General features: G+C 71.0%; 10 protein-coding genes. 5 read left to right on the forward strand and 5 right to left on the reverse strand.

Annotated features, from left to right (window positions below):
* The 4 genes from OL599_RS19875 to OL599_RS19890 all read right to left on the reverse strand — a co-directional run.
* Positions 1-1,036: tetratricopeptide repeat protein (locus OL599_RS19875; RefSeq protein WP_264715664.1), on the reverse strand; the 1,036-nt coding region annotated here is incomplete at its 3' end.
* A 7-nt stretch (positions 1,037-1,043) separates the two neighbouring features.
* A complete protein-coding gene (locus tag OL599_RS19880) occupies positions 1,044-2,873 on the reverse strand; it encodes a tetratricopeptide repeat protein (protein WP_264715665.1) in 1,830 nt (609 codons plus the stop codon).
* A 73-nt stretch (positions 2,874-2,946) separates the two neighbouring features.
* Entirely contained in the window at positions 2,947-4,389 is a 1,443-nt protein-coding gene (locus OL599_RS19885; protein ID WP_264715666.1) for an HlyD family type I secretion periplasmic adaptor subunit, read from the reverse strand.
* Positions 4,390-4,406: 17 nt separating this feature from the next.
* Positions 4,407-6,554: a peptidase domain-containing ABC transporter gene (locus tag OL599_RS19890; protein ID WP_264715719.1), complete on the reverse strand. Its 2,148-nt coding sequence runs from the start codon at positions 6,552-6,554 to the stop codon at positions 4,407-4,409.
* A 499-nt stretch (positions 6,555-7,053) separates the two neighbouring features.
* On the opposite strand from OL599_RS19890, the gene OL599_RS19895 reads away from it, so the two are divergent.
* Both OL599_RS19895 and OL599_RS19900 read left to right on the forward strand, forming a co-directional pair.
* Entirely contained in the window at positions 7,054-8,259 is a 1,206-nt protein-coding gene (locus OL599_RS19895; protein WP_264715667.1) for an amidase, read from the forward strand.
* Between the two features lie 15 nt (positions 8,260-8,274).
* Entirely contained in the window at positions 8,275-8,793 is a 519-nt protein-coding gene (locus tag OL599_RS19900; RefSeq protein ID WP_264715668.1) for a GNAT family N-acetyltransferase, read from the forward strand.
* Here the strand turns inward: OL599_RS19900 and OL599_RS19905 are convergent.
* Positions 8,790-9,131 carry a hypothetical protein gene (locus tag OL599_RS19905; RefSeq protein ID WP_264715669.1) on the reverse strand — a complete coding sequence of 114 codons (342 nt, stop codon included), beginning with the start codon at positions 9,129-9,131 and terminating at the stop codon, positions 8,790-8,792. The two genes, OL599_RS19900 and OL599_RS19905, sit on opposite strands and share 4 nt — an antisense overlap.
* A gap of 39 nt (positions 9,132-9,170) precedes the next feature.
* On the opposite strand from OL599_RS19905, the gene OL599_RS19910 reads away from it, so the two are divergent.
* The 3 genes from OL599_RS19910 (at position 9,171) to OL599_RS19920 (ending at position 14,655) form a co-directional block, all read left to right on the forward strand.
* The gene (locus OL599_RS19910) at positions 9,171-10,142 is read left to right on the forward strand and encodes an ArsR/SmtB family transcription factor (protein ID WP_264715670.1); all 972 of its coding nucleotides are present in this window, start codon (positions 9,171-9,173) and stop codon (positions 10,140-10,142) included.
* Positions 10,139-13,624: a methionine synthase gene (metH, locus tag OL599_RS19915; protein WP_264715671.1), complete on the forward strand. Its 3,486-nt coding sequence runs from the start codon at positions 10,139-10,141 to the stop codon at positions 13,622-13,624. Before OL599_RS19910 ends, metH begins: the two co-directional genes overlap by 4 nt.
* A 95-nt stretch (positions 13,625-13,719) precedes the next feature.
* Positions 13,720-14,655 (forward strand): retroviral-like aspartic protease family protein, encoded by a 936-nt coding sequence (locus OL599_RS19920; RefSeq protein WP_264715672.1) that lies wholly within the window; start codon positions 13,720-13,722, stop codon positions 14,653-14,655.
* The last annotated feature ends 23 nt before the right edge of the window (positions 14,656-14,678 follow it).

Below are 14,678 nucleotides of genomic sequence, written 5' to 3' on the forward strand. Positions count from 1 at the left end.
CATCGGTCGGCGCGGCATCGCTGCCGCCGGCATGGCGGCGCCGGCCGGCGGCGGGGAACAGCGCGGCCACCGCACGCGCCGCATCCGCCGCGCGGCTCTGCTCGGCGCCGGGCGTGAGCGGGCTGCCCAGCAGATCGCGCCCGTCGCGGCCGGTGACCCGCACCGCCCCGGCAAGGCGCGCGAAGCGGGACGCCGGCACATGGAACCGGCGTGGCCGGGCCAACGGACCAGGGGCAAGCATCCGGGTATCGTCGGCGGTCAGGGTGAACAAGGCCTTTCCGGCGGCGGAGCGCACCGTCAGCACGGGATCGGCGTCGGGGTCGCCGGGATGCCACGCCCAGCCCTCCAGCCCGCCGTCGCGCACGGCCACAACGCCTTCGATGCGCCGGATCTGCGCCACCGCAAGCGGGCTGCCCAGCAATGCCCGGCCGCCCACCGTCACATCGGCCGCCGCCGCGGTGTCGGGCACGCGCGCCCCCGGCGCCAGCCGCATGCCGTCCACCGACAGTTTCGCCTTGGCGCCGTCCGGCACCATGGCAGCCACGTGTCCGTCGGCGCGCAGACCGCACCAGCCGGGCAGCCCGGCCTCGGCCGCGACCGCATCGGCCAGGGCCGCGATGCCGGCCTCATCCGGCAGCACGTGGCGGGACAGCGCCTGCGCCAGCGCGACGGCGGCCCCGGCAGGGTCGGCCAGCCCGCGCCGGACCACGGCCAGCGTCAGCCAGGCCTCGCGCAGGTCATGCCGCCCGACCACGTCGTCGAGCAGCGAGGCGGCTTCGGCGAAGGCGCCGAGGCGCAGCCGCACGGTCGCCAGCGCCAGTGCCACGGCGGCATCGCGCGGTCCGATCCGGTGCGCCCGCTCCAGCCAGCGCAATGCATCGTCCATGTCGCCGGCCGCCATGGCGGCCTGACCGCGGCGCCACGCATCCTGGGCCAGGTCCTGGAACCATTCCTGGCTGGTCTTCGGAGTGGCCGCCTGGTCCGGGACGGCATGGTTCGTGCCGGTGAGGGGTTCTGCGGCGCGCGACGGAGGCACCTGGTCGTCAGCCGGTGCCGGTTGCGGCCCGGACGGGCTTCTCCGCAGACGGCTCGGCCGAGGGGTCCGGGGGCGGCAGGGCGGCGAGATCCCCCTGCACGTCCGCGATGCCCTGCGCCTGGGCCCGCAGCAGCCAGGCGCGGGCCTCTTCGATGTCGCGGTCACCGGCGAGGCCACGGGCCAGATAGCGGCCGAGCATCATCTGGGCGTGGCCATGCCCGCGCTCGGCGGCGGCGCGGAACCAGCGTTGGGCCAGCGGACGGTCCCAGGGGATGTCGTGCCCGCCGCCATACATCGCGCCGAGGGCGAACATCGCCCCGACGTGGCCATGGTTCGCCGCCCGCTGGAACAGGGCCAGCGCCTCCGCATGGTCTTTCGGGCCGCCGCGGCCGCTCACCAGCAGTTCCGCGAGCCCGACGATGGCGTCCAGCATCCCCGCCGTGGCAGCGCGGCTGATCCAGGCGCGCCCTTCCTCCGCATTGGCCTCGACGCCGCGGCCCTCCATCAGCATGCGGCCATACCAGTATTGCGCGTTCACCACGCCTTCGGCGGCGCGGCGCAGCCAGTGGGCCGCCTGCCGGTCGTCGCGCTCCACGCCGACGCCCTGCGCCAGGCAGATGCCGTAGTTGTAGGCGCCGACCAGGTCGCCTGCCGTCGCCTCCTGCTCGAACCACTCGCGGGTGCGGGTGCTGTCCTCGGGCGTGGCGTCGCCGTGCAGCACCAGGGCGGCGAGGTCGAAGCGCGAATGGGTGTCGCCCGCCTCCGCCGAAACGCGGAACCAGTGGGCGGCTTCCGTGGGGTCGCGCGGCACGCCGGCCCCGGTCATGTGCATCAGGCCCAGCGAGCGCGCCGCCACCTTGTGGCCGGCCTCGGCGGCGCGGCGATACCACATCGCCGCTTCGGCGTGGTTGGGCGGCAGCGAACCGCCGCGGGAATACAGGTCGCCGACCAGCGCGGCCGCCTCGGGGTCGCCTTGCAGCGCCGCCCGGCGCAGCCAGGATTCGCCGTCCTGCGGGCTTTTCTCGACACCGCGCCCTTCCAGCAGCGCTAGGCCATAGCGCGCCTGCGCCGCCCGCAGGCCCTTCTCCGCGGCCTGCCGGTACAACTCGGTCGCCGCCGAAACGTCCGCCGCGACGCCATGGCCCTGCTCGGTCAGCACGCCCAGCAGGTACTGCGCCGTGGCGAGGCCCGCCGTCGCGGCGCGCACCATGTACTCCGCCGCGGCTTTCTGCTCTTCCGGCGTGCGGGCCTTGCGCAACAGCGCCAGCGCATAGCCCAGGCATCCTTGCGGGCAGTCGGCGGCGGCGGACTTGCGGTACAGCTCCTCCGCCTGGTCGAGGTCGCGCAGCGAGTCCGGGCCCGAGGTCAGGATATAGGCCAGCAGCGCCTGGCCGTCCGCCGAGCCGCCCTCTGCCGAACGCCGCGCCCATCCCACCGCGCGCTCGAAATCGGGTTTCGCCTGTTCGCCGGCGGTGAACAGGGCTGCGGCGGGGCGGCTGGCCGACAGCGCCGAGGCGTCCGCCTCGGACGTGCCGCCCGCCCCGGCGACGCCGTGCACATACAGCGCCGCCAGCATCGACTGCGCTTCGAGATAGCCGCGATTGGCCGCGCGCTCCAGCCAGCGCACGCCTTCCGCCGCACTTGGCGGCACGCCACCGCCTTCCAGATAGGCGCGGGCCACCAGGAACTCGGCCTGGGGGTTCCCGGTCCGGGCGACGGCGGCGAGCAGCGGGAACGCCTCGGCGCGGCGGCCTTCCTCGATCAGCCGCTGCGCGCGCCGCAATCTGGCACTCGGCGACGAGGCCCAGCCCGTCACCTTTTCGATCAGGCCTGCCATGGCGGTCAGGCCGGCCCGCTGCGGCGCGATGCCAGCGTGGCGGCGCGGCTGGACGGGCGGCAGGGTCGTCTGGTCATGGTTCGCGCATGCCTTCCATGGTCGGCGGGATGACGCGCGACATCAGGTACTGCAGGAACGTCCGCCTGCCGACCTTGATGTCGCCGGTGACAGGCATGCCGGGCGTCACGCGGAAGCCGGGCGGCAGGTCATGCAGCTTCATCTGGTCGATCGAGATCCGGGTCCGGTAGAAGGGCGTGCCGGCCTCCTGCTCGGGACGCGACTTGGTGACCTTGTCGCGCTCCGCCATGGGGTGGCTGAAGCTGTCGGGACTGACCACCCGGACGGTGCCCCGCGCCACGCCATAGGTGAAATAGGGGAAGGTTTCGAACTTGATGGTGACCGGGTCGCCCACCCGCACGAAACCGGAATCGCGCCCGTCCACCAGCGTCTCGATCTCCAGCGGCGAGTCGATCGGAACCAGGGTGATCAACTGGTCGCCCGACTGCATCACCGACCCGACGCTGACCGGCGCCACGTTCAGCACGATCGAGTCCCGGTCGGCGCGAAGCTGCACCAGTGCCCGGCGCAACCGCGCCTTGCTGAGGTTCTCGCGCGCCTCGGCCAGCTTGCGGCCCTGCTCGGTCAGCTGCTGCGAGGTGTCGCTGCGATATTGCTGCACGTAGCCGTCGCGCTCGGCGATCATCGCGTCGAGGTCGCGCTGGGACCCGGCCAGGCTCGCCCGGGCCGTCTCCAGCCCACGCCCGATCTCGACGCGGTTGTCGATCGCGGCCAGCGTATTGAGCTGGCTGCCCACCTGCAGCCGCTCCAGCTCCTTGCGCTTCTGCTCCACCGTCTTCGCCACGGCGAGGCGTTCGGAGTACGAGTCGATGTCGGACTGCGCCTGCACCACCTTCACGCGCAGCGAGTCGATCTTCTGGGCGTAGTTCTCCAGCCGGAACGCACGTTCGGCGTGGCGCTGGGTGAAGATCACCGCCTGCAGCTGGCTGGGCGGACTGCCGTCGGTCAGATAGGTCCGGCCGTCCTGCTCGGCCGACAGACGATCCACTTCCGCCTGCAGGCTGGCCACCGAGGATTCCAGCGCGCCGGCATCGGCGCCGGCGAAGGTCGGGTCGAGCCGCGCCAGCAGGTCGCCGGCATGGACGAGTTGCCCTTCCTTCACGTCGATGGAACGCACGATCGAGACTTCGAGCGGCTGCACCACCACGTTCGGGGCGCTGGAGATGACCTTGCCGGACGTCGTCACCACGCGGTCGATCGGGTAGGCCCAGGCCAGCCCCACCGCCACACAGACCATGGATGCGATGATCCAGGTCACGAAGCGCGAACGCAGCGGCACGGGGCGCGCCAGCAGGGCCGCCGTCGGGGATTCGAACTCCAGCAGAATCGGCGCGGCCGGGTCCGATGCGTCGGCGCCGGCGCCGGCAGTGGCGATGCCGTTGCCGGTGGTCCTGGCCGGGGCCTTGGCGGCCAGGCGAAGGGACGGGAGTTGGGCCATGGCTCAGTCTCCTCCCCTCAATCGCCTTGCGCCAGCACCGGCTTCGGGCCGGCAGGCTTGTGCGTGTCGAGGTGGCGGTTCTGCTGCAGCCAAAGCTGGCGATACACCTGGCAGCGTTCCAGCAGCTCGAGATGAGGGCCGATATCCATCACCTTGCCCTGGTCGAGCACCAGGATCTGGTCGCATTCGGTCAGCGAGGACAGGCGGTGCGACACGATCACCATGGTCCGCCCCTGGGCGATCCGCGCGATGTTCGCGTTCACCAGCGCCTCGCTCTCGGGATCGAGGGCGCTGGTCGCCTCGTCCAGGATCAGGATGCGCGGATCGTGGATCAGCGCGCGCGCGATCGCCAGCCGCTGCCGCTGCCCGCCCGACAGGTTCGGCGAGCCTTCCTCCACCACCGTCTCATAGCCTTGCGGCATCCGCTCGATGAACTCCTCGGCGCCGGCCAGCCGGGCCGCCCGCACCGCGTCGGTCAAGGTCAGGCCCGGACGACCGGCGATGATGTTCTCGCGGACGCTGCCGCGGAACAGGAAGTTGTCCTGCAGCACGACGCCGAAGCTGCGGCGCAGATGCGCGAGGTTGATCTCGCGCAGGTCCGCGCCGTCGATCTTGATCTGCCCCTCGTATTCGCGGTTGATGCCCTGCAGCAGGCGGGTGATCGTGGACTTGCCCGAGCCGCTGCGGCCCACCAGGCCGAGCATGGTGCCCGGCGGCACGTCGAACGAGACGCCGTCCAGCGCGCGCTGGCGCGAGCCGGGATAGCTGAACTCCACCTTGCGGAAGCTGACCCCGCCCTCGAAGCGCGGCCGCAGGCCGGCGCCGGGGCTGGTGGTCTCGGGCCGGTTGTTCAGCACGTTCGCGGCCAGGCTGACGGCGGCCCGCACTTCCTCGAGATCCTCGATCAGCCGGGCGATGCCGACCAGCGGCGAGCTGACGCGGCCGCTCAACATCATGAACGCGATCAGGGCGCCGGCGCCGACCATGCCTTCGGTGGTCAGCGCCATGTAGGCGCCGACCAGCAGCACGCCGCGCTGCAGGAACACCTCGAGCGGTGTGACCAGCGTCTGCGGCCAGTTGCTGATGTCGCCCAGTGCCTTGCGCCAGGCGGCGGCGTCCGCGGTGCGCCGGTCCCAGGCCTCGCGCTGCTGCGGCTCCAGCGCCAGGGACTTCACCGTGCGGATGCCGTGCACAGTCTCGACCAGCACCGTGCTCTTGGCGATCTCGGCGTTCATCCAATGTCTGTAGACGCGCCGGATCGGCCGCAGGTAGATGGCGATGATCAGCGCGATCAGCCCGGCGCAGCCAATGACCATCCAGGTCAGCGGCACGCTGATCCAGAACAGCACCGGCAGCAGCACGCACAGCGTCACCATGTCGAGCATCGTCGACAGCAGCTTGCCGGTGATGAAGTCGCGGATCTTGGTGATCTGGCCGAGCTGGTACATCACGGCGCCGGTCTGGGTGCGTTCGAAGTAATCGATCGGCAGGCCCAGCAGGCGCTTGAAGACGTGCAGGTTCAGCTTCGCGTCCAGGCGCGTCGCCACGATCAGGATCAGCTCGCGGCGGATATAGCCCAGATAGGTCTCGTAGATCGCGGCGGCGCCCAGCAGCATCGCCACCATCAGCAGCGTGTTGAGACTCTGATGGGTCACGACCTTGTCGATCACCACCATGACCAGCAACGGCGGCAGGATGGCCAGGATGCTGAGCACGAACGACCCGATGCCGATGTCGCGCAGCGTCTTCTTCTCGAGCCAGACCATCCGGGCCAGCCAGCCGAAGCTGAACGGCTCGGCGTCCATCGAGCCGCCACGCTCGGGCCGGACCAGGATCGCCTCGCCGGACCAGACCTGCGACAGGCGCAGCTCGTCCACCGCGACCCCGTCCTCGTCGGTGGTCGCCGCCGGGTTGCGGAGCCAGACGAAATTGCGCGCCGCGTCGGCCCGCACCATCAGCGCCGCGCTGCCGTCGTTCAACAGCAGCACGACCGTGCCCGAGGTCTGCAGCCGCATCAGGTGGCGCCAGCTCAGCCGGGTGCCACGGGCCCACAGCCCGGCATTTCGCACCCATTCCACCAGCGCCGCCGGCGCGGGCGTGGTGCCCGGGGCGATGCGCAGGTCGTCGCGGTCGAGATCCGTGCCGTGATACCGGGCGGCCGCCATCAGGGCCAGCAGCCGCACTTCCGTCGGGCTGATGCCGGCAGCCCTGCTGCCAGCGTGCCCGCCACCGGCCGCGCCGCGGTCTGTGCCATGATCCGCGGCGTGTTCGGAAGACTGTCCGCCACCTGGCCCGATTGGGTGCGATCCGGCCGCGGCGGCGGTGGCCTTGCTGTCGTCAGAATCCAAAACTGCTACCCCTCTTCGAGGACGCTCCGGCGGGTCGAAGCCTCGACAAACCGCCAAAGGGGACGGTCTGCCGGTCGTGGCCCGCCGTCCCGGCCTCTGCTGTCAGCCATGGGCATGCCTGCGCACCGCCCCGGCAAGCCGCTTATACAGACCACCCCACCCAGCCCCAAGCGACCATTCCGCGGTGCGATGTAGCATAAGCGTGCGGCGATAATGGTGAAAATCATGCTAGCAGCGCGCCGCCGGCCGGAATCCTCGCTCTTTCCAAGCCGGACGCCTGGCTTCACGTTGCCGTCAACTGCCATGGAGGACAGGGATGCAGCCACCTTCGGACCCGCTCGGCGAGGATCGCGTCGGCGCCTTCGTGCCCGGGCCGCGCGCGACAATGGCCGCCACCGGCACGGGTCCGCTGGATGGCCTGACGCTGGCCGTGAAGGACCTGTTCGACGTCGCCGGCGCGCTCACCACCTTCGGCAACCCCGATTGGGCGCGCACCCATCCGCCGGCCCCCGCCACCGCCCCGGTCGTCGCCGCGCTGCTGGAGGCCGGGGCCCGGCTGGTCGGCAAGACCAAGACGGTGGAGCTGGCCTATGGGCTGACCGGCGAGAACATCTGGCACGGCACGCCGCTCAACCCGCGCGCGCCCGACCGCTTCCCCGGCGGGTCGAGCTGCGGATCGGCGGCCGCGGTCGCGGCCGGGCTGGTGGACCTGGCGCTGGGCTCGGACACCGGCGGCTCGGTACGCATTCCCGCCAGCTATTGCGGGCTGTTCGGCATCCGCCCCAGCCATGGCGCGATCAGCCTCGCCGGCGCCTGCCCGCTGGCGCCCAGCCTGGACACTCCCGGCTGGTTCACGCGCAGCGCCGCCTTGCTGGCCACGGTGGGCGAGGTGGTGCTGCCGCCCGCCACCGGCGGCGTCGGCGGCCCGCTGTTGCGCGTCGGCGAGGCCTGGGTGAACGCCGCCCCGGCCGTGGCCGCGGCGCTGACGCCGGCGCTGGAGCGGCTGCAGGGCGAATTCGGGCCGGCGCTGCAGGTGCAACTGGCGCCGGAGGGCATACCCACGCTGCACGCCCATTTCCGTGCCGTGCAGGCGCAGGAGGCATGGGCCGCCCTGGGCGGCTGGATCGCCGCCACCGGCCCGCGATTCGGCCCCGGCGTCGCCGAGCGCTTCGCCGCCGCGCGCGACATCGCGCCGCAGACCGCCGCCGCCGGCCGTGCCTTCCGCCGCACGCTGCAGGCCCGCATCGGCCCGCTGCTGGCCGGCGGCGCCATGCTGGTCTATCCCACCAGCCCCTGCCCGGCCCCCCGGCGCGATGCCCAGGCCGGCGAGCAGGAGGCGGTTCGTCAGGCCACGCTGAGCGTCACCGCCATCGCCGGCCTTTGCGGCCTGCCGGAGGTCACGCTGCCGGTGGCGAGCGTCGACGGCGCGCCGGTCGGGCTGTCGCTGGTGGCCGGCCCCGGGCGTGATCGTGCCCTGCTGGCGGTCGCGCGCCACGTCGCCGGCCTGCTCGGGCTGGACTGAAACGAGGAGCGCCGCATGCACATCCACCCTGCCACCGAAGCCGACATCGCGGAGGTTCAGGCGATCTATGCCCACCACGTGCTGCACGGCACCGGCACCTTCGAGGAACGCCCGCCTTCGGTGGAGGAGATGGCCGCGCGGTTGCGCCGGATCAGCGGCCAGGGCTGGCCATGGCTGGTGGCGACCGACGCGACCGGCGTCATCGGCTACGGCTATGCCGCGCAATGGCGCGAGCGCTCCGCCTACCGCTTCACCGCCGAGGACAGTGTCTATGTCCGTGAGGACGTCCGCGGCCAGGGCGTTGGCAAGGTGCTGGTCGGCCGCCTGCTGACGGAAGCGGCCCGGCTCGGTTTCCGCCAGATGATCGCCGTGATCGGCGACTCCGAGAATGTCGGCTCGATCGGCGTGCACGCCAGCCTGGGCTTCCACCATGTCGGCACCCTGCGGGCCGTGGGGTTGAAATTCGGGCGCTGGCTGGATGTGGTAACCATGCAGCGTCCGCTGGGGGCGGGCGCCGGCAACGTGCCGGGCTAGTCTTTCTCCGCCAGACGGAACCGCCCGGCGGCCAGCGGGTCGTCGGCCAGCGCCGCGCGCACCGCGTCGGTATCGGCGGCCACCGCGACCACGCGGCGGAAGAACGGCACCTCGCCGCGGGCCCGCGCCAGGAACAAGGCCCCCAGGGCCGCCCCGGCCGCACTGCGCGGCAGGCAGCACAGGCAGCCCGCCACGTGCAGCGCGGTCGCGGCGAAGCGCGCCGCCGTGCGGCCCGCCGGCGCCGGCGCATCGCCTTCGATCAGCAGCGCATCCCCCGCCCCGGCATCGCCGACCGCGCCGAAGACCACGGGCACGCGTGCATCCACGGACCAGTTCATAGGCTGGACATAAGGATATCTTTATGCGATGACAATCCCGTGGAAAACCTTCTGACCGGGCTGCGCGCCAGTGCCGAGCCGACCCGACTGCGCATCCTCGCGCTGGCCGCGCGGGGCTCGTTCTGCGTCATGGAGTTCACCGAAATCCTCGGCCAGTCGCAACCGCGCCTGTCGCGGCATTTGCGCCTGCTCTGCGAGGCCGGGCTGCTCGACCGGGTGCGCGAGGGCGCCAATGTCTGGTTCACCCTGCCCGACGGCGGCTCGCCCGGCGGGTCGCTCGCCCGCGCCGTGGTGGAGCGGCTGCCGGAGGACGACCCGATGCTGGCCGCGGATCGCCGCCAGGCTGCGCGCGTGCTGGCCGAACGCGCCCGCATCGCCTCGGAGAGCTTCCGCCGCACCGGGGCCGACTGGGACGAGATGCGCGCGCTGGACCTGCCGGCCTCGGCGGTCGAACAGGCTTTGCTGGATCTGCTGCCGGCCGGCGAGATCGGCCGGCTGCTGGACATCGGCACCGGCACCGGGCGGCTCCTGGAGCTGCTGGCGCCGCGCGTGACCGCCGCGCTGGGCATCGACGCCAGCCGCGCCATGCTAGCCCTGGCCCGCGCCCGCCTGTCCCGCCCCGGCCTGCTGCATTGCGCCGTCCGGCTTGCCGACATGTACCGGCTGCCGCTGCCCGATGGCGGCTTCGACGCCGTGGTGCTGCAGATGGTGCTGCACTACGCCGAGGACCCGGCCGGCGCCCTGGCCGAGGCGGCCCGGGTGCTGCGGCCCGGCGGCGGGCGGCTTGTCGTGGTCGATCTCGCCCCGCATGGCCGCGCCGATTGCATCGACCGGCTGGCGCATCGCTGGCCCGGATTTTCCGATGAAGCCATGCACGACCTGTTCACCCGCGCCGGCCTGATTCCTGGCGGCGTTGTCGCCGTACCCGGCCCGATGGACATGCGGCTCTGGTCCGCCAGCCGCGCCGCCGAAGCCGTCCCTGCCGATCTGTTTCTGGAAGCCACACGATGACACGACCCCATCTGCTCGATGCCTTGCGCGACCAGGTCCTGCTCTGCGACGGCGGCATGGGCAGCCGGGTGCAGGCGCTGACCCTCGATGTCGAGGCGGATTACTGGGGCCGCGAGAACTGCACGGAAGTGCTGAACCTGTCGCGTCCCGACCTCGTGCGCGACATCCATCGCGGCTATTTCGCGGCCGGCGCCGACATGGTGGAAACCAACAGCTTCGGCGGCTCGCCGGTGACGCTGGGCGAGTTCAACCTGCAGGACCGCGCCTTCGAGATCAACAAGGTCGCCGGCGAGCTGGCGCGCGAGGCGGCCGAGGGCTTCGCCGACGGGCGGCATCGCTGGGTGGTCGGCAGCGTCGGGCCGGGCACCAAGCTGCCCTCGCTCGGCAACATCGCCTATGACCCGCTGGAGGCCGCCCTGGCCGAGCAGTGCCGCGGCCTGATCGCCGGCGGCGTGGATGCCATCCTGATCGAGACCTGCCAGGACACGCTGCAGATCAAGGCCGCCGTCAACGGCGCCAAGATCGCCCGCGCCGCGGCCGGGACCAGCACGCCGATCTTCGTGCAGGTGACGGTGGAGACCACCGGCACGCTGCTGGTCGGCCCCGACATCGCCGCCGCCGCGACTGTGGTGCGGGCGCTGGACGTGCCGCTGCTCGGGCTGAACTGCGCGACCGGGCCGCAGGAAATGGCCGAGCATGTGCGCTGGCTCGCCGCCAACTGGCCCGGCCTGCTGTCGGTGCAGCCGAATGCCGGCCTGCCCGAGCTGGTCGACGGCAAGACGCATTATCCGCTGGGCGCGGCCGAAATGGCGAGCTGGGTGGAGCGCTTCGTCGCCGAGGACGGCATGAATCTGGTCGGCGGCTGCTGCGGCACCTCGATCGAGCATATCGAGGCGCTGGACGCCATGCTGCGCAAGCGCGGCGGCTCCCGGCCGGCGCCGGTGCAGCGGACGGTCGTGTGGATGCCCTCGGTCGCGAGCCTGTACCAGCAGGTGCCGCTGCGCCAGGAGAACAGCTATTTCTCCATCGGCGAACGCTGCAACGCCAACGGCTCGAAGAAGTGGCGCGAGCGGCAGGAGAAGGGCGACTGGGACGGCTGCGTGGCGATGGGCCGCGAGCAGATCGCCGAGGGCTCCAACAGCCTCGACGTCTGCACCGCCTTCGTCGGCCGCGACGAGCGCCGCGAGATGGACGAGGTGATCCGCCGCTTCACCGGTTCGGTCAATGCGCCACTGGTGATCGACAGCACCGAGACGCCGGTGCTCGAAAGCGCGCTGAAACTGCATGGCGGCAAGCCGATCATCAACTCGATCAACTTCGAGGACGGCGAGAAGGCGGCGCATGACCGCCTGATCCTGGCCCGACGCTTCGGCGCCGCGGTAATCGCGCTGACCATCGACGAGCAGGGCATGGCGAAGACGCCCGAACGCAAGCTGGAGGTGGCGACCCGCCTGGTGGAGTTCGCCTGCACCCGCCACGGGCTCGAGCAGTCCGACTTGCTGATCGACCCGCTGACCTTCACCATCGCCACCGGCAACGAGGACGACCGCAAGCTCGGCCAGTGGACGCTGGAAGGCATCCGCATGATCCGCGAGCGCTTCCCGGACATCCAGATCATTCTCGGGCTGTCCAATATCAGCTTCGGCCTGAACCCGGCCGCGCGCGCGGTGCTGAACAGCGTGTTCCTCGACCATGCCGTGAAAGCGGGCATGAGCGGGGCCATCGTGCATGTCTCCAAGATCCGCCCGCTGCACCTGATCGCGGCGGAGGAAGTGCAGGTCTGCGAAGACCTGATCTTCGACCGCCGCCGCGACGGCTACGACCCGCTGCAGCGCGTGCTGGAGATCTTCGCCGACCGCAAGCTGGCCGACGCGGTGAAGAAGACCCGTGCCGAGACCGTCGAGGGCCGGCTGAAGGACCGCATCGTCGACGGCGACCGCAAGGGCCTGGGCGATGAGCTGGACCAGGCGATGCAGGTCCACAAGCCGCTCGACATCATCAACAACATCCTGCTCGACGGCATGAAGGTGGTGGGCGAGCTGTTCGGCGCCGGCAAGATGCAGCTTCCCTTCGTGCTGCAGAGTGCCGAGACCATGAAGGCGGCGGTCGCGCATCTGGAGCCGCACATGGAACGCGTGGACGGCCAGGAGAAGGGTACGATCGTGCTGGCGACGGTGAAGGGCGACGTGCACGACATCGGCAAGAACCTGGTCGACATCATCCTCACCAACAACGGCTATCGCGTGGTCAACCTCGGCATCAAGGTGCCGCTGGCCGACATGGTTGCGGCGGCCAAGGAGCATCGCGCCCATGCCATCGGCATGTCCGGCCTGCTGGTGAAGTCGACCGTGGTGATGCGCGAGAATCTCGAGGAGATGTCGCGCCAGGGGCTGGAGATTCCGGTGATGCTCGGCGGCGCCGCGCTGACCCGCAACTATGTCGAGGACGTGTGCGTGGGTGCCTATGCCTGCGGCCGCGTGGCCTACGCGCGCGATGCGTTCGACGGGCTGCATTTGATGGACCGCGTGACCGGCAACGCGTTCGAGGACTATCTGACGGCGGTCCAGGCCAAGCGGGCCGGCAAGGCCCGCAACACCGCGCGCACGCTGGGCCAGGCCGACGCGCGGGCGTTCCAGCCGGTGGACGTGCTGACCGTGCAGAAGCGCCGCCGCCGCCTGACCGCCGATGTGCCGCCGTTCGAGCCGCCGTTCTGGGGTGCCCGCACGATCGAGGCCTCGCCCAGGGCGATCGTGCCGTTCATCAACGAGCGCAGCCTGTACCAGCTGCAATGGGGCTTCCGCAAACAGGGCCGTGGTCTTGACGACTTCCTGGGCTGGGCGAAGCAGGAGCTGCGCCCGGTGATGAAGCGCATGCTTGGAATCTGCGAAGACGAGGGCATTCTCAAGCCGCAATCGATCTACGGCTACTGGAAGGCGGCCGGCCAGGGCAACGACCTGATCATCTTCGACCAGGACGGCGCCACCGAGTTGTGCCGGTTCACCTTGCCCCGCCAGCCCAAGGAGGACGGCGAATGCATCGCCGATTTCTTCCGCGACGTCGATGACGCCGAGCGCGACGTGATCGGCCTGCAGGTGGTCACCGTCGGCCAGCAGGCCAGCGACACCGCGCGGCTGTGGTTCGAGGACAACCGCTACCAGGACTATCTGTACCTGCACGGCCTGTCGGTGGAGATGGCCGAGGCGATGGCGGAGTACACGCATAAGCGCATCCGCGCGGAATGCGGCTTCGCCGGCGAGGACGACCGCGACCTGGAGAAGATGCTGCAGCAGGGCTATCACGGCAGCCGCTACTCGTTCGGCTATCCGGCCTGCCCGAAGCTCGAGGACCAGGAGCCGTTGCTGAAGCTGCTGGAGTCCGAGCGCATCGGCGTGTCGCTGTCCGACGAGTGGCAGTTGCACCCCGAACAGTCCACCAGCGCGATCGTGGTGCTGAACCCGCACGCGAAATACTTCTCGGTGTAACATTCGCGGGCGCCGGGCCGGCGGCACGGCAACGTCATCGAGGCAACGGTCTTTTTCCGGTCCTCCGCGGCCGGATAATGCTCTAGGCTTGGCGCATGCGATTCCTCGCGCCGCTCCGCCTGCTGCCGCTGCTGCTCGCCCTTGCCGCCTGCGTGACGGCGCCCCGGGATGATTTCGATTACGACACGTGTGGGCTGCGTCCGCGCGCCGCGATCGCGGTGGAGATGCGCGGCAACGTTCCGCTGGTGAAAGCCTCGATCAAGGGCAAGCCGACGACGTTCATCCTCGATACCGGGGCGGACAGCGTCGTGCTCACCGAAACCGCGCTGCGACGGCTCGACCTCGAGACCGATGCCGGCAACATCCTGGCCGGCCGCGGCGCCGGCGGGGAGTCGCGCTTCTTCGCCGGCAAGCTGCGCGATTTCGAGATTGCCGGCATCCCGGTGCCGGACCACCCCGTGCGGGTGCTGCCGCGCAATTCGCCGATCGGCGGGCAGGAGATGATCGACGGGCTGTTCGGCGCGTCCGTGCTGTCCGCATTCGAAATCGATCTCGATTTGCCGCGCCGCCGCGTCACGCTGTACGCGGGGCGGATGTGTCCGGACACGACGGTGCCGCCCTGGACGGGCCCTTACACCACCATCGATGCCAGCGCCTCCAACCGCGGGCGTTTCATGATTCCGGTCGTGCTCGACGGCCGGCCGCTCATGGCGCTGCTCGACACCGGCGCCGCCGCATCGCTGGTGGCAAGGGACGTCGCGGCGGCGCTCGGGGTGACGCCGGAGATGCTGGCGCGCGATCCCAGCACCAGGCTGGTGGGCACCGGGCCGTCGACGCCAACGGCGCATTTCCATCGCTTCCGCGAGATCAAGGTCGGCGACGAAACCTTCCCCGCTCCGGCGATGCTGGTGACCGACCGGCCGGAGCCAGGGATCGATATGATCATCGGCTCGGATTATCTGGGGGGGCGCCGCATCTGGCTGTCCTATGCCCGCAAACGCGTGTTCATCGACCGGTCGGGGGCGCCGTAGCGCCCTGCCCGGCGTATGGCGCT

Origin of the sequence: Limobrevibacterium gyesilva, assembly GCF_025989185.1 — a bacterium.
Classification (GTDB): Bacteria; Pseudomonadota; Alphaproteobacteria; order Acetobacterales; family Acetobacteraceae; genus Limobrevibacterium; species Limobrevibacterium gyesilva.

Coding starts and splice junctions, on each gene's coding strand:
- OL599_RS19880 (WP_264715665.1), bottom strand. CDS start 2,873: ATGGCAGGCCTGATCGAAAAGGTGACGGGCTGGGCCTCGTCGCCGAGT.
- OL599_RS19885 (WP_264715666.1), bottom strand. CDS start 4,389: ATGGCCCAACTCCCGTCCCTTCGCCTGGCCGCCAAGGCCCCGGCCAGG.
- OL599_RS19890 (WP_264715719.1), bottom strand. CDS start 6,554: ATGGCGGCCGCCCGGTATCACGGCACGGATCTCGACCGCGACGACCTG.
- OL599_RS19895 (WP_264715667.1), top strand. CDS start 7,054: ATGCAGCCACCTTCGGACCCGCTCGGCGAGGATCGCGTCGGCGCCTTC.
- OL599_RS19900 (WP_264715668.1), top strand. CDS start 8,275: ATGCACATCCACCCTGCCACCGAAGCCGACATCGCGGAGGTTCAGGCG.
- OL599_RS19905 (WP_264715669.1), bottom strand. CDS start 9,131: ATGAACTGGTCCGTGGATGCACGCGTGCCCGTGGTCTTCGGCGCGGTC.
- metH (WP_264715671.1), top strand. CDS start 10,139: ATGACACGACCCCATCTGCTCGATGCCTTGCGCGACCAGGTCCTGCTC.
- OL599_RS19920 (WP_264715672.1), top strand. CDS start 13,720: ATGCGATTCCTCGCGCCGCTCCGCCTGCTGCCGCTGCTGCTCGCCCTT.